The organism is Halorubrum orientale (genome assembly GCF_059623105.1).
Window position 1 is genome coordinate 34,971 of sequence record NZ_JBSPSR010000007.1, and the last position, 23,253, is coordinate 58,223.

At 65.4% G+C, this 23,253-nt stretch carries 25 protein-coding genes; 16 read left to right on the forward strand and 9 right to left on the reverse strand.

Going from position 1 to position 23,253, the window contains the following annotated elements; translation table 11 throughout:
* Positions 1-4: 4 nt before the first annotated feature.
* Complete coding sequence (locus ACWUI7_RS08510) at positions 5-457, reverse strand: DUF5799 family protein (RefSeq protein WP_496641801.1); 453 nt, start codon at positions 455-457, stop codon at positions 5-7.
* Positions 458-544: 87 nt separating this feature from the next.
* Between ACWUI7_RS08510 and ACWUI7_RS08515 the strand changes: the two genes are divergently transcribed.
* Positions 545-964: a halocyanin domain-containing protein gene (locus tag ACWUI7_RS08515; RefSeq protein WP_496641802.1), complete on the forward strand. Its 420-nt coding sequence runs from the start codon at positions 545-547 to the stop codon at positions 962-964.
* A gap of 41 nt (positions 965-1,005) precedes the next feature.
* Here ACWUI7_RS08515 and ACWUI7_RS08520 read toward each other — a convergent pair whose 3' ends face one another.
* On the reverse strand, positions 1,006-2,196 hold the full coding sequence (locus ACWUI7_RS08520) for an amidohydrolase family protein (protein WP_496641803.1): 1,191 nt from the start codon (positions 2,194-2,196) through the stop codon (positions 1,006-1,008).
* Between the two features lie 100 nt (positions 2,197-2,296).
* Between ACWUI7_RS08520 and ACWUI7_RS08525 the strand changes: the two genes are divergently transcribed.
* Positions 2,297-2,812: a DUF5813 family protein gene (locus ACWUI7_RS08525; RefSeq protein WP_496641804.1), complete on the forward strand. Its 516-nt coding sequence runs from the start codon at positions 2,297-2,299 to the stop codon at positions 2,810-2,812.
* Positions 2,813-2,910: 98 nt separating this feature from the next.
* Positions 2,911-3,234, forward strand: a complete 324-nt coding sequence (locus ACWUI7_RS08530) for a DUF7991 family protein (protein WP_496641805.1) — start codon at positions 2,911-2,913, stop codon at positions 3,232-3,234.
* A 29-nt stretch (positions 3,235-3,263) separates the two neighbouring features.
* Here ACWUI7_RS08530 and tmk read toward each other — a convergent pair whose 3' ends face one another.
* On the reverse strand, positions 3,264-3,860 hold the full coding sequence (gene tmk / locus ACWUI7_RS08535) for a dTMP kinase (protein ID WP_496641806.1): 597 nt from the start codon (positions 3,858-3,860) through the stop codon (positions 3,264-3,266).
* A gap of 243 nt (positions 3,861-4,103) precedes the next feature.
* Between tmk and gcvH the strand changes: the two genes are divergently transcribed.
* The 6 genes from gcvH to ACWUI7_RS08565 all read left to right on the forward strand — a co-directional run bounded on the left by gcvH (position 4,104) and on the right by ACWUI7_RS08565 (position 10,398).
* The gene (gcvH, locus tag ACWUI7_RS08540) at positions 4,104-4,487 is read left to right on the forward strand and encodes a glycine cleavage system protein GcvH (RefSeq protein WP_496641807.1); all 384 of its coding nucleotides are present in this window, start codon (positions 4,104-4,106) and stop codon (positions 4,485-4,487) included.
* Between the two features lie 184 nt (positions 4,488-4,671).
* Positions 4,672-5,991, forward strand: coding sequence for an aminomethyl-transferring glycine dehydrogenase subunit GcvPA (gene gcvPA, locus ACWUI7_RS08545; protein WP_496641808.1), 1,320 nt, complete (start codon positions 4,672-4,674; stop codon positions 5,989-5,991).
* Between the two features lies 1 nt (position 5,992).
* A complete protein-coding gene (gene gcvPB / locus ACWUI7_RS08550) occupies positions 5,993-7,426 on the forward strand; it encodes an aminomethyl-transferring glycine dehydrogenase subunit GcvPB (RefSeq protein WP_496641809.1) in 1,434 nt (477 codons plus the stop codon).
* Between the two features lie 84 nt (positions 7,427-7,510).
* A complete protein-coding gene (locus ACWUI7_RS08555; RefSeq protein ID WP_496641810.1) occupies positions 7,511-7,957 on the forward strand; it encodes a hypothetical protein in 447 nt (148 codons plus the stop codon).
* Between the two features lie 76 nt (positions 7,958-8,033).
* The gene (locus ACWUI7_RS08560; RefSeq protein WP_496641811.1) at positions 8,034-8,600 is read left to right on the forward strand and encodes a metallophosphoesterase; all 567 of its coding nucleotides are present in this window, start codon (positions 8,034-8,036) and stop codon (positions 8,598-8,600) included.
* A 73-nt stretch (positions 8,601-8,673) separates the two neighbouring features.
* Positions 8,674-10,398 carry an aldehyde ferredoxin oxidoreductase family protein gene (locus ACWUI7_RS08565; protein ID WP_496641812.1) on the forward strand — a complete coding sequence of 575 codons (1,725 nt, stop codon included), beginning with the start codon at positions 8,674-8,676 and terminating at the stop codon, positions 10,396-10,398.
* Between the two features lie 33 nt (positions 10,399-10,431).
* Here ACWUI7_RS08565 and ACWUI7_RS08570 read toward each other — a convergent pair whose 3' ends face one another.
* Positions 10,432-11,139 (reverse strand): DUF5806 family protein, encoded by a 708-nt coding sequence (locus ACWUI7_RS08570; protein ID WP_496641813.1) that lies wholly within the window; start codon positions 11,137-11,139, stop codon positions 10,432-10,434.
* 95 nt (positions 11,140-11,234) lie between these two features.
* Between ACWUI7_RS08570 and ACWUI7_RS08575 the strand changes: the two genes are divergently transcribed.
* The 4 genes from ACWUI7_RS08575 (at position 11,235) to ACWUI7_RS08590 (ending at position 13,876) form a co-directional block, all read left to right on the forward strand.
* Positions 11,235-11,603 (forward strand): universal stress protein, encoded by a 369-nt coding sequence (locus ACWUI7_RS08575; protein ID WP_496641814.1) that lies wholly within the window; start codon positions 11,235-11,237, stop codon positions 11,601-11,603.
* The gene (locus ACWUI7_RS08580; RefSeq protein WP_496641815.1) at positions 11,600-12,184 is read left to right on the forward strand and encodes a GNAT family N-acetyltransferase; all 585 of its coding nucleotides are present in this window, start codon (positions 11,600-11,602) and stop codon (positions 12,182-12,184) included. Before ACWUI7_RS08575 ends, ACWUI7_RS08580 begins: the two co-directional genes overlap by 4 nt.
* A gap of 63 nt (positions 12,185-12,247) precedes the next feature.
* On the forward strand, positions 12,248-12,871 hold the full coding sequence (locus tag ACWUI7_RS08585; protein ID WP_496641816.1) for an adenylate kinase: 624 nt from the start codon (positions 12,248-12,250) through the stop codon (positions 12,869-12,871).
* Between the two features lie 96 nt (positions 12,872-12,967).
* The gene (locus ACWUI7_RS08590; protein WP_496641817.1) at positions 12,968-13,876 is read left to right on the forward strand and encodes a DUF106 domain-containing protein; all 909 of its coding nucleotides are present in this window, start codon (positions 12,968-12,970) and stop codon (positions 13,874-13,876) included.
* A 52-nt stretch (positions 13,877-13,928) separates the two neighbouring features.
* Here ACWUI7_RS08590 and ACWUI7_RS08595 read toward each other — a convergent pair whose 3' ends face one another.
* Complete coding sequence (locus ACWUI7_RS08595; protein WP_496641818.1) at positions 13,929-15,227, reverse strand: DHH family phosphoesterase; 1,299 nt, start codon at positions 15,225-15,227, stop codon at positions 13,929-13,931.
* Between the two features lie 494 nt (positions 15,228-15,721).
* On the opposite strand from ACWUI7_RS08595, the gene thiL reads away from it, so the two are divergent.
* Positions 15,722-16,615 (forward strand): thiamine-phosphate kinase, encoded by an 894-nt coding sequence (thiL, locus tag ACWUI7_RS08600; protein WP_496641819.1) that lies wholly within the window; start codon positions 15,722-15,724, stop codon positions 16,613-16,615.
* 45 nt (positions 16,616-16,660) lie between these two features.
* Here thiL and ACWUI7_RS08605 read toward each other — a convergent pair whose 3' ends face one another.
* The 4 genes from ACWUI7_RS08605 to ACWUI7_RS08620 all read right to left on the reverse strand — a co-directional run bounded on the left by ACWUI7_RS08605 (position 16,661) and on the right by ACWUI7_RS08620 (position 20,214).
* Entirely contained in the window at positions 16,661-17,473 is an 813-nt protein-coding gene (locus ACWUI7_RS08605; protein ID WP_496641820.1) for a PspA/IM30 family protein, read from the reverse strand.
* Positions 17,474-17,587: 114 nt separating this feature from the next.
* The gene (locus ACWUI7_RS08610; RefSeq protein WP_496641821.1) at positions 17,588-18,592 is read right to left on the reverse strand and encodes a DUF4350 domain-containing protein; all 1,005 of its coding nucleotides are present in this window, start codon (positions 18,590-18,592) and stop codon (positions 17,588-17,590) included.
* Positions 18,589-19,695, reverse strand: coding sequence for a S49 family peptidase (locus tag ACWUI7_RS08615; protein ID WP_496641822.1), 1,107 nt, complete (start codon positions 19,693-19,695; stop codon positions 18,589-18,591). Before ACWUI7_RS08615 ends, ACWUI7_RS08610 begins: the two co-directional genes overlap by 4 nt.
* A 63-nt stretch (positions 19,696-19,758) precedes the next feature.
* The gene (locus ACWUI7_RS08620; RefSeq protein ID WP_496641823.1) at positions 19,759-20,214 is read right to left on the reverse strand and encodes a type IV pilin; all 456 of its coding nucleotides are present in this window, start codon (positions 20,212-20,214) and stop codon (positions 19,759-19,761) included.
* A 208-nt stretch (positions 20,215-20,422) separates the two neighbouring features.
* Here ACWUI7_RS08620 and ACWUI7_RS08625 point away from each other — a divergent pair, with 208 nt between their 5' ends.
* The gene (locus tag ACWUI7_RS08625; protein WP_496642055.1) at positions 20,423-20,983 is read left to right on the forward strand and encodes a YIP1 family protein; all 561 of its coding nucleotides are present in this window, start codon (positions 20,423-20,425) and stop codon (positions 20,981-20,983) included.
* A gap of 47 nt (positions 20,984-21,030) precedes the next feature.
* Positions 21,031-23,250, forward strand: a complete 2,220-nt coding sequence (locus ACWUI7_RS08630; protein ID WP_496641824.1) for a DHH family phosphoesterase — start codon at positions 21,031-21,033, stop codon at positions 23,248-23,250.
* Positions 23,251-23,253: the final 3 nt, after the last annotated feature.

Consider the following 23,253-nt stretch of genomic DNA (forward strand, 5'->3'; position numbering starts at 1 on the left):
CCGACTACTCTTGATAGGCGATCCGGATCTGTTCCCACCGCCCGACCTCCTCTAAGTGTGCCTGGAGCTCGTCGGCGTACGCCTGAACCAGCTGTTCTGCTGCCTCAAGTTCCTCGTCACTCGGGCTGTCGTCTGAACTCCCGCCGAGACCGAGTGCGCCGAGCACCGACCCGAGGAGTCCGCCGCCCGAGCTCCCACCGTCGTCGCTCGTGGCGCCGCCCATCGCGGCGACCTGTGACCGGACGTTCTCTAACTCGGGCATCACGGCCGGGAGATTGGTCGTATTCGCGACGATCTGCGCCGCATCGGGGTCGTCTGCGTCTGCGATCTCGAACTCGGTCGCAGTCATGATCAGTCCCCACTCCTGACTCGAGAAGCGGGAGGCGGTAACCCGGTCGGTGAACTGGTTGTCGACGGCCATTCGCTCCCCGACGATGGCGTCGGTCCACTCGCTCATGCCCGTCTTTCGTCACTGTCGGTGAAAACCTCTTCCACCCGGCGGGAGCGGTCGAGACGTTTTAGCTCGCCGGCACTAATGACCGATATGGTCGAACACAGTCGGCGAGCGGTCCTCGGCGCGTTCGGGGCCGCTTCGCTCGTCTCGCTCGCGGGGTGTGGCGGTGCTGGAGGAACAGACGGCGGCGATCCCCCGACGACGGACGTCGACGCGCCGCCCGTCGATCGAACCGGCCAGGACGAGGTCGCCGTCGCCGTCGGTGCCGGTAACGGGTTCGCCTTCGACCCGGCACCCGTTCGTATCGACGTCGGCACGACCGTGGTCTGGGAGTGGACCGGTCGGGGCGGCGGTCACAACGTCGTCGCCGTCGACGAGTCGTTCGAGTCGACACTGACCGCGGAAGCAGGCCACACGTTCACGCAGACGTTCACCGAGCCGGACACAATCGAATACGTGTGCACGCCCCACCAGACGCAGGGAATGCGTGGTGTCGTCGTCGTCGAGTGAGTGGTTCCCCGGATACGGTCCCCCTCACCAACCGTCCACGATCACCAGTCGTACGCGTCGCGTGGGTCGACAGCGTCGCGCTCCCGGTCGAAGACGCGTTCGCCGTCGACAAAGACGTGCCGTGTCTTGCTGTCATTCTCGTAGAAGACCCCGTCCCACACCGCGACGTCGGCGTCGGTCCCAACCTCGAGGGTTCCGACCCGGTCGTCGATCCCGAGGATCTCCGCGGGGTGCCGCGTCACCGACTCGAGAGCCGTCTCGGCTGGGAGCCCCTCGCGCACGGCGAGGCCGACACAGACGTCGAGGTGGTGCTGCGGAAGCACCGGCGCGTCGGTCTGGATGGCTACTTTCACGCCTGCCTCGTGGAGGATTGCGGGCGTCTCGAAGGTGATGTTGCGAAGCTCGTACTTCGCACCCGAGTACAACGATGGGCCGACGACCGCGGGTACGCCCCGGGTCGTGAACTCCTCTGCGATCAGGTGCCCCTCGGTCGCGTGCTCTATGGAGAGCGCGTCGATACCGAACTCCTCGGCGATGCGGAAGACGGTCATGATGTCGTCGGTCCGGTGGGCGTGTACCCGTAGCGGGAGCCCCTCGGTGAGCACGCGCGAGAGGTTCTCCATGCCGAGGTCGCGTTCGAACGGCTCGCCAGACTCGCGGGCGTGTTCACGCCGGTCGACGTAGTCTTCAGCCGCCATGAGCGCCGACCGAAGGGTGGCCGCCACGCCGGGACGCGTCGCGGGCTGTCGGTCGTGTTCCTCACCGTGGAACCGCTTGGGATTCTCGCCCATCGCGGCCTTCATGCCGTCTTCACGGATGCACATCTCATCGGCCGTGCGCCCGTACGTCTTCATCGAGCAGATGATCCCGCCGATCACGTTTCCCGAGCCCATCCGCGCGGAGACGGTCGTCACGCCGTTTTGAAACGCGTGCCGCAGCTCCTCATCGCGGGGGTGGAAGCCGTCGAGCGCCGACACCTGTGGCGTGACCGCATCGGTGCCTTCGTTGATGTCTGCGTCTTCGGGCTCGCCCCACTCCGCCATTCCGGCGTGGCTGTGGGCGTCGACGAGCCCGGGCGTGACGTGGTGCCCCTCGACATCGACGATCGTCGCCTCTGCGGGCGGCTCGACGTCACCGAGCGCGACGACCCCGTCCTCGTCGAAGACGACGGTCCCTTCGAACGTTCCCTCGGCTGTGGCCGTATGTACCGTCCCTCCGACGAGTGCATGCATATCTTTCTGTACGCGGTCTTCCGCTGTTAACCGTTGTGTGCACACCAGATTGGTCGGCCGACAGCGCGGTGTTTTTGCTCACGCAGACGAACAGAACCGTATGAGCGACTCCGAGTACACCCTCCCTGACCGCGTCCGCCGGGCGTTTCGTGCACACGACTCGTTCACGCCGGCTGGCGAGGCCGAGTGGACGTTCGAGACGACCGCCTTCGACGCGACCGTGACGGCCGAACCGACCCCCGAAGACGACCCGCGCATCCGATACGACGTGGTCGTCCGCGTCCCAACGCTGTCTGCGGTCACCGCCGAACACGTCGCCGACGTGGTCGAAGAGGGCTGGACAGAGACGTTCGAGCGGCGCGTCGCCGACGTCGGCGGCATCACCCGCGGAGACCACACGTTCGATCCGACCGTCGAAGCCACCGACGAGGAGATCGCCGTGCGGCTGTCGGTGACCGACATCAACGAGCGACGTGGCGTCGATGACGCGGGCGCACTCGTCGACTTCGTTGAGGGGACGTACGTCCAGGGCGTCATCCCCGGGTACGAGTACACCGAGCCGGTCGACTCGCTGATTTCGTCGGCGAGACAACAGGGCGGCGGCGGGCCATTCTGAGTCGCGGGTGAGCGGCGAGCGGGGTCGCCTTTTACGACGCGAGTGACGAGGCGCCGCGAGGGCGACACAGCAAAGAGTCCCGACCACGAACAACGCGTATGCTTGCGTTCGTCGGGTTTGTGACGCTCATCGGTCTCCTCGCGTTCCACACGCTTGTCGCCGGCGTGGCGACCCGATTCTTCAGACTGCGGCTCGCCACCTCGTGGGGGTGGGTGTTGTACACGATTGTGTTGACACCTATGGTGTTGTTTGTCTCGACGCTCGTGTTCACCGGATTCTTGGGCGTTGGTGCCGGGGTCGACCTAGGCAGTCCTACCATCGTCGTCGGCGCGCTCGTCGGGCTCCCGGTGGTGCTTGGTGCGGTGATCGACTACCTCTACGTCCCGCCGCCGGAGGAGTACGAGCTGCCGGACACGCAGTGATCGAGTCCTCAACGGTCACCGCGTGACGATCACGATTCGACAAGCGCTGCGACCGCGGACTCGACCCGTTCGACAACTACTTCTGGTGGTTGACTGGCGTCGACGCGGGTAAACCGTCCCGGCTCGGCGTCAACGAGTCGCTCGTAGTTCGCTCGGACCGCCGCCAGGTACCCGTCGCGCTCGAACTTGTCCGTCCGTCCGGCCCGAGCGGCCGCCGTCGTCGCGTCGAGGTCCAGATAGATTGTCGCGTCTGGGGTGCGCGAGAACGCGGCGTGGATCCCCTGGATGTACTCCATCGGCCGGTCGACGTCGATGACATCGCTCGCGTCGAGCGTGGCCGCCTGGTACGCGAACCGCGAGTCTGAGTAACGGTCTGAGATGACGAGGGTGCCCTCGGCGAGCGCTGGACGAATCGTCTTTGAGAGGTGGGCTGCGTGGTCGGCGGTGTACAAGAAGAGCTCTGCGAGCGGGTCGGCGTCCTCGTCAGCGAGCGACCGGTACACTGCGTCTCCATACCAGCTCTCGGTCGGCTCTCGGGTGAAGACCGCGTCGGGGTAGCGGTCCTGGAGCGCCTCCCAGACAGTCGTCTTCCCGCTCCCGTCGATTCCCTCAAGCGTGATCAGCATGGGCCCGCTCCGGTCTGGTGGCCGATAAACTGGGGGATTTCCGCTCCGCGACCTGCTCGCAACCCGGTCGAGCGAGTCGAGAGATTCGACCGATCACCAACGTCCACGTTGAAATCCGCCGAGAACACACCATTTATCTGCCCGTCTGTGATCGGTTTACACAGCACACTGTGGTGCGTGTTGGATGAGGCCGTCGTGCGGTTCGGGGGCCGACGTCCAGCACGCACCGCGGTCTCTCACACAATGAGCTTCGAAGTTCCCGACGACGTACGCTATCTGGAATCGCACGAGTGGACGACAGTCGACGACGCGACCGTTCGCGTTGGTATCTCTGATTTCGCTCAGGACGAACTCGGAGACGTCGTCTTCGTCGAACTCCCTACCGCCGGCGACGAGGTCACTGCAGGTGAGGCGTTCGGCGTCGTCGAGTCGATCAAGGCGGTTTCGGACCTGTACGCACCGACATCGGGAACGGTCACTGCCGTTAACGAGGCGCTCTTCGACCGCCCGGAGCTCGTCAACGAGTCACCGTACGACGACGGGTGGATGCTCGAAGTTGAGCCGAGTGACGGCGTCGACGAGGAGGAGACGCTCACAGCGGCCGAGTACGCCGACCAGATCGCCTGACCGTGTTCGTCGACCGCGACCGCGGCCGACCGCCCCGGTTCAAACGCAGACACATCGACATGACATTGACACACCCGCACCGACGACGCGCCAACGACCCGACCACCAAACAGACCGGCAATAGGGCCACCGAGCAGATCGACAAGAGGACTGAAGACCAGTCCGCCACGATCGAGGCGCACCGATGAGTGGGAGTCCGTACGCGCCCCACACGGACGCCGAGACCGAAGCGATGCTCGACGCCATCGGCGCCGAGAGTGAGGAGGCGTTATTCGACATTCCCGCGGACGTCGGATTCGACGGGACGTTCGGAATCGAGCCACGGACCGAACGGGAGATTCGTCGGGAGTGTGCCGACGCACTCGCGGCCAACGACGACCTCGTCGAGTTCCTCGGCCGCGGCCACTACTCCCACTACGTGCCGAGTATCGTCGACCACCTCGCGGACCGCTCGGAGTTCCTCACGAGCTACACCCAGTACCAACCAGAGGTCTCACAGGGATTCCTGCAGGCACTCTTTGAGTACCAGTCGATGCTCGTCGAGCTGACCGGCCTGCCGGTCGCGAACTGCTCGATGTACGACGCCGCGACCGCACTCGCGGAGGCGGCGACGCTCGCTGACCGCGTTCGAGCGACGACCGGTGACGTCGTGCTCGTGCCAGCACACCTACGCTCCGGCAAGCGAGCGGTGCTCGAGAACTACTGTGACGGTGCCGGTCTCACCGTCGAGTCGTACCCGATGGCGGACGGCACCGCCGACGTCGATGCGCTCACCAATCGCGCCGATGACGACGTTGTGATGGTGTACGCCGAGAGCCCGACCGTCCGCGGCTGTCTCGAAGAGCGGCTCGAAGCGATCGGCTCGATCACCGAGACCGCCGACGCGCTGTTCGTGCTCGGCTCGGACGTCGTCGCACTCTCGGTGCTTGAGGCGCCGGTGAGCGTGGGTGCAGACGTCGTCGTCGGTGAGGCGGGCACGCTCGGACTCCCGGCGAGCTACGGCATGGGGCTCGGTATCTTCGCGTGTCGCGAGGACTATCTCCGACAGGTGCCCGGCCGCCTCGTCGGGGCGAGCGAGGACGCCGACGGAACCCGGGCGTTCACGCTCACGCTCCAAACCCGCGAACAGCACATTCGCAAGGAGCGGGCGACCTCGAACATCTGTACGAATCAGGCGTGGGTCGCGCTTCGGGCGGCGATCCACGCCGCCTCACTCGGCCCGTCGGGGCTCGTCGATCTCGCGAACGACTGCGTCACTGACGCGGCCGCCCTCGCGAGCGACCTCGACGCGATCGAGGGGGTGACGGCGCCGGTCCACGACCGCCACCACTTCCGCGAGTTCGTCTTCCGGACCGAGTCACCGGCGCCGGCGGTCGCATCAGCGCTCGAGACGGACGGATTCGCCGTGCACGTCGTCGACGACAGCCACCTACAGGCGTGTGTGACCGACCTGACCGCGGGCCAGACAACCGACCTCGTCGCCGCGGTCGCGGAGGTGATCTGAGATGTACCACGACCAGGCCACGTACACGAGTGAGTCGGACGCAGTTCGGGAGCCTCTGCTCGACGAGAAGGGGACGGCGACAGTCGACGTGTCGGTGGACTCGCCGCTGCCGGACGACCTGACGCGTGAGTCGCTTACGCTGCCGAACCCCTCCGAGCCGGAGATCGCCCGCCACTACACCCGACTCTCCCAGATGAACTGGTCTATCGACTCGGGGCCGTACCCGCTCGGGAGCTGCACGATGAAGTTCAACCCGTCGTTCACCGAGGACGTCGCGGCCGACCCGAACGCGGCGGTCCACCCGGCCCGGTCAGACCAGTCGAGCCAGGGGATCCTCGAGATCCTGTACCGACTGCAGGACGTCCTCGCCGAGATCGGTGGCATGGATGCCGTCACCCTCCAGCCGCCGGCCGGCGCGGCAGGTGAGCTCACCGGGATCCTCGTGGCGAAGGCGTACCACGAACACCACGGTACCGACCGCTCGGAGGTGGTGATACCCGCGTCGGCACACGGAACGAACTTCGCCACCGCCGCGACCGCCGGCTACGACGTGGTCGAACTCCCCTCCGGCGACGACGGTCGCGTCGACCTCGACGCGCTCCGGGCGGCCGTCGGCGAGGACACCGCCGCACTCATGCTCACCAATCCGAACACGGTCGGCCTCTTCGAGCGCGACATCGCCGAGGTCGCTGATATCGTCCACGATGCCGGTGGGCTCCTCTACTACGACGGCGCGAACCTCAACGCGCTGCTCGGCCGAGGGCGCCCGGGCGACATGGGATTCGACGTCATGCACTACAACGTCCACAAGACGTTCGCGACCCCACACGGCGGGGGCGGCCCCGGAGCCGGACCCGTCGGGGTGACCGCCGAACTCGCCGACTTTCTCCCGACGCCCCGGGTCCGCGAGGCGACCGACGGCGACGGGTACGAGCGCTTCGCGCCACCTGAGTCGATCGGGAAGGTCCACGGCTTCCACGGCAACTGGCTGGTGTTGATCAAGGCGTACGCGTACATCGCCCGACTGGGCGACGCGGGGCTGTCCGACGCGGCGGCGAAGGCTGTGCTCAACGCGAACTACCTGGCCGACCAGATCGACCTCGCGGTCCCACACGGCCCCTTCCACCACGAGTTCGCGGCGACGGCCGGGGACCGTGACGCCGCGGACGTCGCAAAACGGATGCTCGATTTCGGCGTTCACCCGCCGACGACGAAGTGGCCCGAGATGGTCCCCGAGGCGATGTTGACGGAGCCGACGGAGATCGAGAACAAGGCGTCGCTTGACGACCTTGCGGCGGCATTCAACGTCGCGTTCGGCGACGACGACAAGACGCTCGATTCGGCACCGAGCCGCACGGCCGCCTCTCGGATCGACCAGGTCGGTGCCGCACGCACCCCGCGGCTCTCTTGGCAGGCCCTCCACGAGACGGAGTGAGCACCGAGCGGTCTGCGGAGTCAAATCTCTCGGCTGGTGAGAACGGACGATGTGTTCTTGACCGGTGTCGACGAACCATCACGTATGCTCCGACAGATTCTGGCGGCCCTCGGTGGGATCGTCGCGCTGGCGCCACACCGGACGCTCGCGGCGTTCGAAACCGTCGCGGTCAACGTCGACACCGACGCTGAGAGCGACGAGGCGGTGAGCGTCCCGACGATTCGCCCGTGGGTCCCCTCGCTTGTCCGCGCTGAGGGAGTAATATTAGTCCTCGCGGCGCTCGTGGGCGGTCGACTGTATCGGCTGATGATCGGTGTGATCGGTGTTGGCGGGAGCATCGTGGTGACGTTCCCGCGACGATACCAGCGGCTCGCGACACGACTGATCTTCGAGGACCCCGACCGCGTCCGGTGGCACGATCGATCGACACCGCTGCTCCGAGCGATCGGTGCGCTGTACGTGGCAGTTGCACTCGCGGCACGCCGGTCGGGAGCGTCCTCGGCCGTCGCTGGCGACGACGCCGAAGCGTGAGGCCGACGCAGGTGCGAGAAAGAGCGCGACCGAAGACCGACACTTATGGCTCACGGCGCTGACACTCCGATCGAGTATGCTCGTTGGTCTCGTCTCTGACACCCACGACGACCTTGACGCCATCGAGGCGGCAGTAGCGCTGTTCGAGTCGCGCAGCGTCGACACCGTTGTCCACTGTGGCGACTTCGTCGCGCCGTTTTCGGTGACCCCCTTCGACGCCGACTTCGACTTTTACGCGGTGCGCGGGAACAACGACGGCGAGTGGGCCGTCGAGTCGACCGTCGACGCGTTCGGGGAGTACCTCGGCGAGACGGGTGCGCTGTCGTTCCCGGCCGGGGCTCCTGGCCAGTCGGCAGTCGAGGTGACCGAGTCGGTCGAATCGGCCGAGTCGCTCGACGTCGCAGTCACCCACGGTACGAGCGAGGTTGTCGTCGACGCCCTCGTCGACTGTGGCGACTACGACGTCGTGGTACACGGCCACACACACGCCCGAGCCGTGGAGACGCGCGGCGAGACGGTTCGGGTGAACCCGGGCGGACTGCCGATTCCCGTCAAGGGTGCCGACGACGCCTTCCACGTGGCGGTGCTCGACACCAGCGTGGCGGGTGCCGAGGCGGTGACGAGCCATCGGTTGCGGCCCTGAGTCTTGCGGCCGCAGATCCGGCGATCCACGTGGTGACCCGGAGGTTTATTGACACGCTGGCGTATGGTCGGGCATGAGACACGCACAGGGCGATCTTCTCACGATCGATCTGACCGAACGGACGGCCAGCACCGAGCCGATCGAGACCGTGCTCGCCTCATTCATCGGCGGCCGCGGACTCAATACCCGGCTCGCGTACGAGCGAATCCCGTTTGACGTCGACCCGCTCGGCCCGGAGAACCGACTGTACTTCTCGACCGGGCCGATGCAGTACTCGCGAACGTCGTACACCGGGCGGATGGCGGCAACGGCCGTCTCACCGCTGACAGACGGCCTCCTCTCGTCGAACGCGGGCGGCTTCCTCTCACGCAACTTCACTGGCGCGGGATACGCCGCCGTCGAACTCGTTGGGGCGAGTGACGAACTGCTCGCGGTACACGTCCGTGAGCCCGACGACGACGGCTCCCCGAACGTCACGTTCGAAGCCGTCCCAGGGCTCGCTGAAGCGCGCGTCTCCGACGTCTCGGCGCACGTCGAGTCCACTCACGACCTGGAGCCGGAGCACGTGGCGTGTGTGGGTCCAGCCGGCGAGAACGCCGTCCGGTTCGCGTCGATCATGACCTCGGAGTCGCGTGCGTTCGGCCGTGGTGGGCTCGGCGCCGTGCTTGGGTCGAAGGGCGTGAAAGCGCTCACCTTCGATGGCGAGGCCGACGCCGATATCGACGTTGAGTGGCCGGATGAGGCCGGCGACGTCCACCGGGAGGCGGCTACCTCTGACTCGATCATGAAACGACAGGGGACGGCTAGTGTGACCGAACTCGCCAACGAGGTGGAGGCGCTCCCGTCGTACTACTTCGCCGAGCAGTCGTTCGAGGGAGCGGCCGGCATCTCGGGTGACCGCGTCGAAGAAAAGAAGTACAAGAAGGGAACGTGTTCGCAGTGTGCGTTCGCGTGTAAGCTCCCCACTCGCGACGAGGCGACCGGCCTCGAAACCGAGGGGCCAGAGTTCGAGACGGTGATGGCGTTCGGCAGCAACGCCGGCGTCGACGACATCGTCGACGTGATGGCCGCGAACGAGCTGTGTGACGAGCTCGGGATGGACACGATCTCGTGTGGCGACACGGTGTCGATGTATCTCGCGAGCGAAGACGAGTTCGGTAACGCGGAGCTCGCACAGTCGATAGTCGAGCAGATCGCCTACCGGGAAGGGGTCGGTGATACACTCGCTGAGGGCGTCCACCGCGTCCACGACGAGTTCGGCGTCGACGACTGGACGGTGAAGGGACTCGACTTCTCCGGGCACGACGGCCGGCACCTGAACGGACAAGGGCTCGCGTTCGCAACGGCAAATCGCGGTGCAGACCACATGTACGGTGAGTTCTACGCGTACGAGTACCCCCTAGTCGGGAAAGACGAGGCGCTCGATCCGCAGGGGCTCGACGGGAAGCCACCGAAGCTCGTGGAAAAAGAGAACCGGAACGCAATCCTTGACTCGGCGGTGGTGTGTAAGTTCTCTCGGGGCGTGGTCACCGACGACCGGCTTGGAGCGCTTTTAGACGCCGACTACGAAGACCTGCTCGCGGTCGGCGCTCGGATCGTCGAACTCGAGCGGGGGTTCAACAACGCGCGTGGATTCGACCGCACAGACGACACGCTCCCGTACGAGATCGATGGCTTCGACGCGGGGCTCTCTGAGTATTATGCGCTTCGGGGATGGAACGACGACGGCACGGTCCCCGAGTACGGCGACGAACTCCTCGGCGGTGCCGGCGGCGTCACGAGTACCGCAGACGACTGATCGGGCAGCTCACGATCGTATCTGCTTTGACGGTCACTCCTCGCCCGGCTCGTGGACGTGTCCACACTCGGGACACCGCACCTCCTCACCACGAAGATCTGCAGAAGACTCGCGCACCTCACGCATCACCGCAGAGATGCGATCTTCGGCGTCGAGCTCTTCTGCGACCGCGAGGTCGACACCCTCGACTTCGAGGAGGAACTTCGCGATCTCCGTCACCTCGTACATCATCTCGTCGAGATCTTCGGCGGTGAAAAAGCCCGACATCGCGCCGTAGAGGAACGTCGCCCCGGCTTTCGTCACCTTCTCTTCGAAGGCGTATCGCGCCTGATTGACCGCCTGTGGCGTGTACGTGTCGGTCATGAACGGAACGAGCTCGGGAAGGTTCTCGCCGATCTTGGTCATCTCGACACCCGTTTCGGTCCGAAAGTCCGCACAGAGTCGAGCGATCGCCCACTCGCGGGCCGTGACGTACGTGCGATCTCGCAAGAACTCGTTGACCCGTTCGTAGCGGGCCCCGTCGATCTTCGTGAACCGCTCGTACGTCTGGACGTCACGCGGTACTGACGCGTCGGTGTCGGCCGGCGACTGGTCGGCCGCACCCGTGTCGTCGCGATCTGCGTCGTCGCCGACCGTGTCATCGTCCGTCGTTGACTCGTCTGTCGTTGAATCGTCCGTCGTTGACTCGTCCGCGGCCGCATCCGCCGTGGCCTCCGTTGACGGCCCGGGATCATCGGTCATGCTCGCTCACAGTCGTGGCGCGGACAAATGGTTGTGGGTCCCTCTGACCGCGCCGACGGCGAACGCTTTTGAGACCCCCGCGTGAGAGGGGAACCATGCACGTGCTCTGTGGAATCGGCGGCAGCGACGACTCGCTGCGCGCGCTCGAGCAGACAGTCGAACGCGCGGCGGTTGCCGGCGACGACCTCACCATTGGGGTGGTAGAGAACCCGGACGCAGAGATCGCAGTTGTAGAGGTGATCCGCCGCGCGGAAGCGGCGATAGCTGAGGCGGGGATCGACGCTACGGTCCGCCACATCGATGGTGACCCTGGAAGCCGACTTGTCGATATTGCCGAGCAGGAGGGATTCGACCGAATCGTGTTGGGTGGCGGACACACTAGCCCAATGGGAAAGATCTCGATCGGGCCGATAGCCGAGTTCGTCCTGTTGAACAGCAACACCTCGGTCACGCTCGTCCGATGAGAGATCGACGCTACCCGGACGCGGTTGCGGGACGCTTCGAGACGCCCCCGATCACGTTCACCGACGGCGAGGGACGCGAGGTCGAGATACGCGAGTACGACGGCTCGGATGCGTCCTACGAGGCGCTCGTGGCGATGTACGACTCGTTCGACCCTTCGGACCGCGCACAGGGGATACCCCCTGGCGGCGAGTCACGGGTGCGCGAGTGGCTCGATGCGATCCTCACCGACGACTGCCTGAACGTGATCGCCTGGTGTGAAGGGTCGGTCGCGGGGCATGCGACGCTCGTGCCGGACGATGAGGCGTACGAGCTCGCGATCTTCGTTCACCAGACCTTCCAGCGCGCGGGTATTGGAACGCGGCTCATCCGCGGGCTCCTCGGGTGTGGACAGGCAGCCGGGATCGAGCGGGTGTGGCTCACCGTCGAGCGGTGGAACCGCGCGGCCGTCTCGCTGTACGAGAAAATCGGCTTCGAGACGTCGAACACCGAGAGCTTCGAACTCGAGATGGCGCTGCGGCTCAACGAGCCAACCGCCGACACAGCCGCCGAGCACGCCTCAGACGACGGCTCAGCCGAGTAGTCCGATCACAGCGCCCGGCGTCGAATCTTCAAGGCTTTACGTGCGGACACCGACCGCAAACCCATGAGTCACCGCATTTTGTTGTTGGGAGCGCCGGGCGCCGGGAAGGGCACACAGAGCGCGAAGCTGGCCGACGCGTACGACCTCGAGCACGTCACCACAGGGGACGCGCTTCGAGCGAACAAGGATATCGAGACGGAACACGGGACGCCGCGCTCGTACATGGAGGCGGGCGAACTTGTTCCGGATCCTGTGGTCAACGAGATCGTCGAACAGGCGCTCTCGGACGCCGATGGATTCGTCCTCGACGGCTACCCCCGAACGCTCGAACAGGCTGAGTTCCTCTCATCTATTACCGACCTCGACGCGGTCGTCTTCCTCGACGTCGACGAGGAGGTACTCGTCGACCGGCTCACGGGCCGTCGCGTGTGTGAATCGTGTGGCGCGAACTACCACGTCGAGTTCCAGCCGCCGGAAGAACCCGGCGTCTGTGACGAGTGTGGCGGCGACCTCGTCCAGCGCGAGGACGACACCGAGGAGACGGCCCGCGAGCGACACACCGTCTACGAGGAGAACACGGCACCCGTGGTCGAACACTTCCGTGCGGAGGGCGTCTTAGAGACGGTCGACGGAGAGGCACCCCCTGCGACCGTCTTCGAGCGGATCCAGTCGGTCGTCGAGTCGTAGGCCTTATGCCAGAGTTCCGCCGAGTGAGCCACCCCGGCGACGCCCCGCTCGTCGATCCTACAAGCTTCTTAACCGTCGGCGACGAACCGGCGTGCAATGGGTAAAGTCGAACGACGGGTTCGCTCGCTCGTCGACGGCGACAACGAGATGCGAACCGCCGTTGAAGTTGTCCTTGATCGCGCCACGGACGGCGAGGTTCGCTGGGTCGATGTCCGCGACGAGATAACGAGCGGCCAGTGGGGCCGGCTGATAGAAAAGGAGGTGCTCGTCGACGGCGAGGAGGGATTCGCGCTCGCGAGCATCGAGGAGATCGAGGCGGGACTCGAAACACCCGACGATTCCAGCGGGAGCGACATCGAGACCCCCGAGACCACATCGTGGTCGAAGTGGGACAAGCTGGCGGCGGTCGCGACGATCGGTGCGTTCGCCGGATACGCGGTCGCACCGGTTCGAGAACTCATTGCGGGGGCGATCGATGTAGTGTTGGGGCCGCTGCTCTCGCTCGTCCCCTTTTATGTGATCATCATGCTCATCGCACTCGCGACCGGGCTCTACTCCACGCTGTTGCGCGCCGGGCTCATGGATATGGAGAAGATGAGCATGTATCAAGATCGGATGAAAGACATCCAAGAACGGCGCAAGGACGCCAAAGAACGCGACGACGACGAGGCGCTTGATGCGATCCAAGAGGAGCAGATGGACGCGATGGGCGATCAGCTCGGTATGTTCAAAGAACAGTTCCGCCCGATGGTCTGGATAATGTTCCTCACGATCCCGGCGTTCCTCTGGATGTTCTGGGTTATCGGCTACCGCGGCGCCGAGTCCGCGTACCCGGCGATAGCCACCCAGGAAATCATCGTGCCGCTCGCCGGCGCCGTAACGTGGGACGCCGGGCTCGTCGGGCCGCTACAGATGTGGATCGTCTGGTACTTCCTTTGCTCGATGGCGTTCACGCAGATTGTACAAAAGAGCCTGAACATTCAGATGTCGCCGTCGACGTCGTGATCGGACGCGCCGCGCGACTGGGTTCCCTTCTCGGTTCGTCGCCCCGGTCGGCCTACTCGCCGTCGTTCGACCCGCCGTTTTTTGCCTCGCCGTCCTCCTCGTCAGCTTGCGCCGCTTCGGCGACCGCCTCGAACGCGGCGAGGATGACTCGCTTACACGCTTGTCCCTCGGTCGTCCAGTGGTTGGCGTAATCGAGCATGTCGTCGTAGATATCCGGTTTGCAGCCGGCCGCCTGTGGATGCCCGCCCCCATTCACTCGACCGGCGACCTCGTGGGCGTACTGGAAGCGCTCCGATCCCCGGATGGACGCCGACCCGGCGGGCTTGACGATCACGGCGGCGTCGGCACCGGCCTCACGGAGTCGTTCTGCCACCTCGTTCTGTGAACAGCGGCCGTAGGTCACACCGACCGACCACTCACCCACCTCGTGGACGACCGCCCGGTCCACGGCTGCGTCGATCCGCGCGGTCTTTTCGACTCGTCGTGATTCGATGTACTTCCCAACTGTCTCAGGAAGGTCTGCGCCGTACGCCCCGATGAGTGCCGTGTACGTTTCACTCTCTGACCAGTACGAGAAGTCGGCGAGGTCGTCAGACCGCGGGTCCGTCTTGATCCACAGGTCGTGGTCACGCGTCACCTCGGCGAGCTCGTGCCATCGCTCGCCGAAGTCGGTCGCGAGCGATCGGAGCGTCACGTCGGCAGTGCACTCTTCGTCTGATGCCCCGACGACGAGGTCGACCCCGGTATCGCGGACTGCCTTGGCGACCGCCGAGTCCCACTGATGATGATCGAACCACCGAACTGAGGCCGCCGTCTCTGCGATCGATTCGAGCGAGCCCGCTATCGGCTCGTAGTCGTCTGGACAAAGGTCACAGACGTACACATCGACGTCCGCCTCGGTGTATTCTGCGACGCGTTCGAGGGTGGTGTCGAGTGCGTACGGACCGGCGGCGAGGAGGCCCACCGAAGACCGAGTGTGTGCGTCCTCGGTTGGGTCGACGTCTGTGGTCTCGTCGGCGTCCACAGCGGTATCATCGACGTCCTCGGTCGCCTCGTCGTGTGCGGTTGCGTCGGCGTCCGCGTCGCTGTCGGCCGCCCTCGCGGCTAGTGCTCGCTCGAAGGGCTCCGGGTCAAGTGCTGCGTCGTGGGCGGCCCGGATCATCGCCGCGCAGGCGAGCCCGTCGGCATCGCCGTCAGCTATCACGACTGCGTCGGCGCCCGCTATTGTCTCGCGGTCGCGGGTCTCTGCCCGCTGTTCGTCCAGTGAGTCGGGATAAAAGAAGCCGGCGCCCGGGAGGCGAGTGTACCGAGACAGCGGCCTCCCCGTGTTGTCGATGAGCTCATCGTCCATACGTGAACCCCGGCTGGGAGCGGGAAAACTCCGCCGCTCTTGGTCCAGAGCTGACCGACTCAGTCGTATCGACCTATCGGGAGGGTCGTCGGATCTGGCTGCGGTCCCCATCCGGATGGCGCCATCGGCACGAGTCGCTCAACCGCTGTATCCGAGTTGTCGGGAGTGGTCGGGTTCGTCGTCGCTGTTGGGTCGGTTCGGTGATTCGGTGAATCACTGTGGTGATTCGGCGAGTTGGTCTGTTGTGTCGCTGGTTTCGTGCGGTGGGTCGTCGTCGGGTTAGGTGTCATTCGGGTGTCTCGGGTGACGGCTTGATCGGTCGGCTGGTAACTCGATTGAGCGTCGGGAGTGGATGTGATCGCGGCCGTGTACAGGCATCTCGTCTCTGTGTACACCTTCTAGTGACTTAACTCTAATGAACGATTATGATAGTACTGTCCACGGGAGCCGTTCGGGACCGAACGTTCTAATCGCCCGGCGGTCATGGTGCGGCCGTGAACGAGCGCGACGCCCTTCGACGACTCGCGGCCGACCTCTCGCCCGCCGGCGACGACGCGGCGGTCGTTGACGACACGGTCATCACCACCGACATGCTCCACGAGCGAACCGACTTTCCGCCGGGAACGACCCGGTACACCGCCGGGTGGCGCGCGGTCGGCGCCTCGCTCTCGGACGTCGCCGCGATGGGATCAGAAGCCACCGCGGCAGTCGCCGTCTACGCGGACGAGCGGTTCGATCCCGACGCTCTTGACGCGTTCATCGCGGGCGCAACCGACGTCTGTGCCGCCGTCGACGCGTCGTACGTCGGTGGCGACCTCGACACCCACGCTGAGTTCACGACCGCGACGACCGCGATCGGGACAGCTCCTGCTGATGGTGTCATCAGGCGATCGGGAGCGGCCCCCGGTGACGCCCTCTGTGTCACCGGCCGATGGGGTCGCTCGGCGGCTGCACTCCGTCTCTTCGACCGGGAGACAGCCGAGGCAACCGACCAAGCGAACGAACTCTTCCAGTTCACCCCGCGGGTTGCAGCCGGCCACACACTCGCTGAGACGGCCACTGCGATGATGGACTCCTCTGATGGGCTCGCCCGGTCGCTCCATCAGATAGCCGAGGCGAGCGACGTCGGTATCGCACTCGACGGCCGATCAGTTCCGGTGCACCCGGCCATCGAGACCCTGACCGACGACCCCGACGAACGGTTCGAGATGGCCGCGCACTTTGGCGAGGACTTCGAACTTGTGTGCACGCTTCCCCCGGCCGCTATCGACCGTGCCCGCCGAGAGTGTCCGGTCGAGCTAACCCGCGTCGGGAGCGTCCGTGCGGCTGACACCGGTGTCACCGTCGATGGAGACCCACTCGCAGACCGCGGCTACACACACGGGTGAGACTCGTCACAGGAGTCGGTTCTCTCGCTGCACACTGGGTGCTCGTCACTCGGTCGACTCTTCGGCGTCGACGTCCGCGTGAATCTCTTCGAGTTCCGCTTCGACTGCCTCGTCGCTCTCGGTCGATTCTGTCGACTCCCCACTCTCACCAGCATCCTCGTCTCCGCCGACCTCTCCTTTGAGTGTCTCGAGCTCGGAGTCGACCGCCCCTTGCGTCGAGAGCTCCTCGAGTTCTCGGTCGATGTCGTCTTCGTCCGAGAGAGCGCTCTCGAACGCGCCGGACTCTTCGAGTTCGTCCATCGCCTCCGAGCGCGCTTCCATCTCTTCGGTTCGTTCTTCGGCGCGCTCTATCGAACGCCCCACGTCTTCCATCTCGTCGCCGACGCCGGTCATCGCCTCCGACACGCGTGAGGAGGCCTCTGCCGCCTCATAGCGGGCCTTCATCGTCTCTTTTTTCGTGCGGAACTCCTCAATCTGATTTTGGAGCCGATTTTTCTTCTCGACGAGTCCCTGCTGGGTGTCATTGAGGTCGGCTACCTGTCCTTCAAGCGCCTCGATTTGACTCATCTTCGACTTCTTTTTTTCGAGGGCCTTGCGTGCGAGGTCATCACGGTCCTGTTGGACCGCCTCGCGAGCCTGCCGATTGTGCTTTTCTACGTTCTCCTCGAGTTTTCGTTTCTGTATCTCCAGGCGCTTCTTCTGTGTCGTGAGGTCGGCGATGCCCTGTTTGACGTCCTGGAGCTCGTCGCGCATCTGTTCGTAGGAGTAGTCGAGCGTCTCCGTTGGATCTTCCGCGCGGTTCAACAGCGTGTTCACCTTCGAGCGGATGACGTAGGAGGCGCGAGAGAGTATTCCCATAGACTGGTTAACGGCTCCATGCGTTAAAATCTCATGTGGTTTCGCTCACTCGCGGACCTCGGCCGAGACGGGACCACACTCGATCGAAGGTCAGCCCCGGTGACGGCGCCGTGTTTAGTCTTCTGCCGTCGCGTTCACTGTCGTATTCGCCGTCGCGTTCGATCCTCCTGTGGTCGCGTTCGTGACCGCTTCCGTAGTGCTGCTCGTACCGGCCTCGTTGGCGCCCACAAGGAACTCTACGATCCCCGTCAGGAACGCCTCGTTGTCGCCCACGTCGTAGCGACCGGCGGTTGCGAACGAGGTGTCTCCAACGGCGAGCACATTCCCGTCCCGCACCGCAAGCGTGTGGCGTCTGGGGTCGTCGGTGCCAGCGGTTCGTGCGGTTTCACCACTCACGAGCACCGGCTCGCCGTCGCCGGTGCTCTGTACCTCGCTGGCGACGCTGAACGCGATCTCGGCGTCTGCATCGAGTCTGGCTGTATCGCTATCTGAGAGCGCCCCATCGCCACTCGGCTCTGCGACGACCTGTTGATAGGTACCGTCGTTTTGTGTTTGATCGTACACGTACCGCGTATCGAACTGGACGTCGAACCGCGATCCGAGACCGGTGAGTTCGCTCTCCTGGGCGGTTAGCTGCGCGCCGAGCAGCCCGCCGCTGATCGAGGTTCGTGTCGGTTCAGCGAGGATCAACAACCGGCCGCCGTCGTCGACGAATGCATCGATGGCGTCGATCTCAGACTCGCTGTACGCGGTCGCAGGGTCCACTACGACGAGCGCGTCTGCCGTTGCGAGCGCGTCTTCAAACTCCCCCGTCTCGTGGAATTGGACCCGTGCGCCGGATCGCCCGATGCCCTCGGTGAGCGGGCCGATGTCCGCGCGGGTGAACCGGTTCCCGTTCGAGTCGTCTACGAGGACAACATCTCCTGTTCCGATCGACGGGTCGGGGGTTACGGAGCCACCGCGAGGCAAGGGTTCACTTACCGCGTCGTCGGTGTCGAACGCCTCGAAGGTCGTGTTCGCCGGCGTGCTCGACGACCCACCGAGTGAGACGCCGACAGCTGCGACGACGATGACCGCGGCGACGACAACGGTCACGAGGAGGCCACGACGAAGACTCATCGGTCACCTCCGACCGCCGCGGAGACTGCCAGATTCGTCGCCGATGTGAGACCCACTGATGCGACCGAGCGCGCGTCTGGTCCTAGCCGACTTCTTACCGACGACCGTGTGTCGTTGTGGACCGAGGGCTCCGTCGCCTCGGCTACCTCGGTGCTCGCCTCGCTGGTAGTGTTGACAGCGGCTACCGCAGCTTCCCCGTCGACGACCGAGGATTCAGCGTCTACCACTCCCGCAGGCACCATCAGATACGTCGGGAGCCCGGTTCCTTCCTCGCGGTACACATCGACTCCCGTGAGCTCGCGCGAGGGGGCGTCGCTCGCGAGGTACGCGCTCTGTGTCAGGAACGTCGACCGCGTGTCAGCCGGTCGTATCACCTCGACAGACGGATTCTCGATGCCTGCGGCTGCCGCCGCGGCGTCGACTGCTCGCTCTCTATCGCCCACCGCGTCTGCAAGCCCGTTTTCGACCGCCGCCATCCCGGTGTACGTCGCCGCGTCGGCCAGTTCGTCGCGCTCGAGCGCCAACCGGTCCGCGCGGTGTTCGTATATCGCGCCGAGGAACGCCGACTGAATCGTTGCGAGGCCGTGGAGGAACTCCCGTCCGTCTCCGCCGCTAAGTTTGTTCGGTCCCGTCGTTGCGATCTGGTCGTTCGGCTCTATCTGTGGCGGCGCCTGCGCAACGACACCGACGCTCCCAACCGTCGACGAGGGCTTCACGTAGATCGACTCAGCGGGTGCAATCGCGTAGTACGCGCCGGAGGCGGCGACACCATCGACAGCGGCGACGACCGGGACCTGCTCGGCGGTTCGGACCGTCTCCATGTACATCTCCTCGCTCGCGGGTGCGCTGCCGCCGCCGCTGTTAGCAACTACGACGACCGCGTCAGCCTCTGCTCGGGCTGCCTCCATCTGTGCCGAATACGAGGTGGCCTGCGCGCCGGTAATGCTGCCATCGATGTAGACGACGGCAACGGTACCTCCGGGTGCGGACGCGAGACCGACCGCTATCGGGGCGAGGGTCGCCCCGAGGACCACGCCGAGCACGACGAAGAGCACGTACGAGTCGACTGCGAAGCGCCAGGCGCGTCGAGCCCGTGAGAACATTATGCAGTATACGTACGGTCACCCACATAAACCACGTGGTGGACCCACGCGCTGACCTGCCCCTCAGGCCTGGTTTGGGTTCGTTGCTCCGGCCGCACGCAGTTCCGACCCGGCGTCTCGCTCGGGGTTGTAGCGTGCGAGTGTTTCCTCGCGGGCGAATCCGCGCGGCTCCCATACGACTGTCAGCTTCTCACCGGGGGGTGTCGCCGCAAGTGTCACCTGGTCTCCAGCCGAGACGACCCCAGTCCCCGGCCACGATACAACAGACACCGTCCCGTTCTCAGCCTCCCGGTGCACTGAGAGCTCACCGGCGGAGACGGTGTCGGGCCCGAGTGCCGTGACGACGACGCCGTCTGTCGTCGATTCGATCTCGAACGCCGCCTCCGGCGGCGCGGTGTTGTCGACGAGTCCGAAGACACCTGCGCCGATGACAGTCAAGACAAGCGCTACGACGGTAACGAGCACGCCGGTGCCGGCGACCGGGATGAATCCGCGGCGGTCGGGTACGAGAGAGCGCATACGCATTCTCGCTCGCGGAGGACGCTACCTGTTTCCCCCCGAGTATTGATTTTGATAATTCACACGGCCAGTCCAGAACCGCAATCGCATTAGTGAGTCGGCCCGTAAACCAGTCGTGACTCGTTCGACCGAGCGCCCCGACGCCCCGACTGCCCCGACGCCGACACCGGATTCTCCCAGCGGTCGGGCGCGCGGCCCGCGCGGCATCATGCGAGCGTGGGTCGCAGTGCTCACCGGCCCGAGGCGGTTCTTTGAGCGGGGTGTCGTACCCGGCGACCAAGCGCCTGGACTGACGTTTGCTGCAGTCATCGCGGGGGCGTTCACTCTCGGGTGGACTGTGACGGAACCAGCGGTCGTCCCTGGTATCGCCGAGAGCGTAGCGCTCTCTGCTGTCGTCGTCGTGTTGATCGTCACGGCACTCGGCGCTCCCGTCGGGCTCCACTTGACTGCCGCGCTCGCGACAGTGTCGCTGCTCGTCGCCAGCATCGCAGTCACCCCGTCGTTCCGACTCGGTGACCGTGGTGGCGTGAGCGAAACCGTTCAAGTAGTTGCGTACGCGAGTGCGCCGATGGCGTTCGCTGGGCCGGCGATTCCGAGTCTCCGGATAGCCTGTGGCGCGTATGCGACACTGCTTCTCTTGGTCGGTCTGCACACGGTACATGAGACGACACCGCTCCGAACGCTCGTCGCTGGCGTGCCGCCGGCCTTGGTTGGCTACGGGGTCGGATATCGTGTCGTCGCCGCCGTTCGTGCGGTTCTGGGCGCCTGAGTGGGTTTCGACAACCGTTTTAAGCGGGAGCCACTCGATACACGCAAATGGGATCCTGTATCATTTGTGGCACCGACGTCGAGGGTGACGGTCTGATCTGCCGGTCTCACCAAGAGGACGTCGTCTTTGAATTCCGCGGGAACAGTCCAGACCAACTCGTCGCGAACCGCTTCTACCGCGGTGTCGTCGATGGGTACGCTGACTTCGGCGTCTTCGTCGACCTGGCGCCTGGCGTCACCGGCCTCCTCCACCGCTCGGAACTCGATATGCGCCTTGAGAGTCTCGAGTGGGAGCCCGGCGACGACGTGTTCGTGCAGGTCACTGGTGTGCGCGATAACGGAAACATCGACCTCGCGTGGTCGATTCGGCAAGCCGAACGCGAGTTCCGTGGTGAACTGATCCACGACGGGGACAGCGAGTGGCTTCCGACAGGCCAGTCCGAAGAAGTGGACACGGCCGAAACGACGACCGAACCAGCCGAGACGGACACGGCCGAAACGACGACCGAACTAGCCGAGACGGACACGGCCGAAACGACGACCGAACTAGCCGAGACGGACACGGCCGAAACGACGACCGAACCAACCGAGGCGGATACGACCGAAACGGACGGGACCGAGACGACTGACACCGCAGCCGAGGTCGCCGACGAGCCGGAGCCAACCGAACCAGAGCCGGTCGCGTCAGACGAGCCGGAGCCAACCGAACCGGAAACAAAGTCCACCGTCGAAGAGACGGCCGAGCCGACCGACTCGGTGACCCCGGCACCGGAGGAACGTGTTACCGTCGCCTCACTCGGCGACCGCGTCGACGAGACGGTCCGTGTTGAAGGCGAGGTCGTGAGCGTCAGACAGACCGGTGGACCGACCATTTTCGAGCTTCGTGACGAGACGGGCGTTGTCGACGCCGCGGCGTTCGTCGAGCCGGGCGTCCGTGCGTACCCAGACGTGTCTGTCGGCGACGCGATTCGACTCAACGGCGAGGTTGAGCGCCGCCGCGGCGATCTGCAGATCGAGACCGAAGCACTCGCCGTACTCGCGGGCGACGACGCCGACACGGTCGAGACGCGACTCGCGGACGCTCTCGCTGCAGAAGCCCGACCCGAGGGACTCCAGCCACTCGCCGGTGACGAGGCGGTCGCAGGGCTCGGTGAGGGGCTCTTGGATGCCGCCGAAGCGATCCGTCGTGCCGTGCTCGAGTCACGACCGATCGTCGTTCGGCACCCGGCGACGGCGGACGGCTACGTGGCTGGCGCGGCGCTTGAGCGGGCCGTGCTACCGCTAATCGGCGACGCACACGAACAGAGCGACGCGGCGTACCACTACTTTACTCGCCGGCCCACCGACGAGCCGGTGTACGGAATGAATGCAGCGACAAACGACGCCACGCGGATGCTCCAGGACCGCGACCGGCACGATGAGAAGCTGCCGTTGTTCGTACTCGTGGGCATCGGGTCGACAACCGAGTCCGCGGATGGGCTTGACCTGCTCTCTGTGTACGACGTTGAGGCGGTCGTCGTCGACGCTGCGGTCGCCGATGCCGAGACGCGTGAGCAGGTCGACACGCTGGTGTCGCCGACGCTCGAGTCCGTCGACGCCGACCTTTCGACGGGCGCACTCGTGTCTTCGCTCGCCTCTGCGGTCAACGACGAGGTGCGGTCGGACCTCGTACACCTCCCGGCGGTGAGTTACTGGGCGGAGACGCCAACGCGGTACGTGACGCTCGCCCGTGACGCGGGCTACGACCGCGAACGGATCGCGGAGCTCCGAGAGGCCGTCGCCCTGGAGGCGTACTACCAGTCGTACCAGGACAAACGCGAGCTGATCGACGACCTGTTGTTCGACGACAGCGGCGACCTCGCCGCCCACGTCTCCGCACAGTTCCGCGAGAAGCTTGAGACCGAACGCGAGACGGCAAGCGCGAACATCGTCACCGAGTCGGTAAACGGCGTCGAGTTCGCGCTGTTGGATACCGACGCGTACACCCATCGGTACGACTTCCCACCAACGCCGCTCCTGCTTGACGACCTCCATCGCCACCACGCGAACGGTGACGCCTTCGCCACCGTCGGGATCGGCACCGACGAGCTGTACGTGCGGTCTACGGGAGACCTCTCTGTGCGGTCGGTCGCCTCACGAGCGGCCGAGATAGCTCCGGGGGCCGACGTCTCGACGGCCGGGCGCCGTGAGGGGAAGATCTCCTTCCTTGCCGGCGAGCGCGACGCGGTCGAGGACGCGGTTGTCGCCGCGATCGCCGACGCGTTCTGAGCG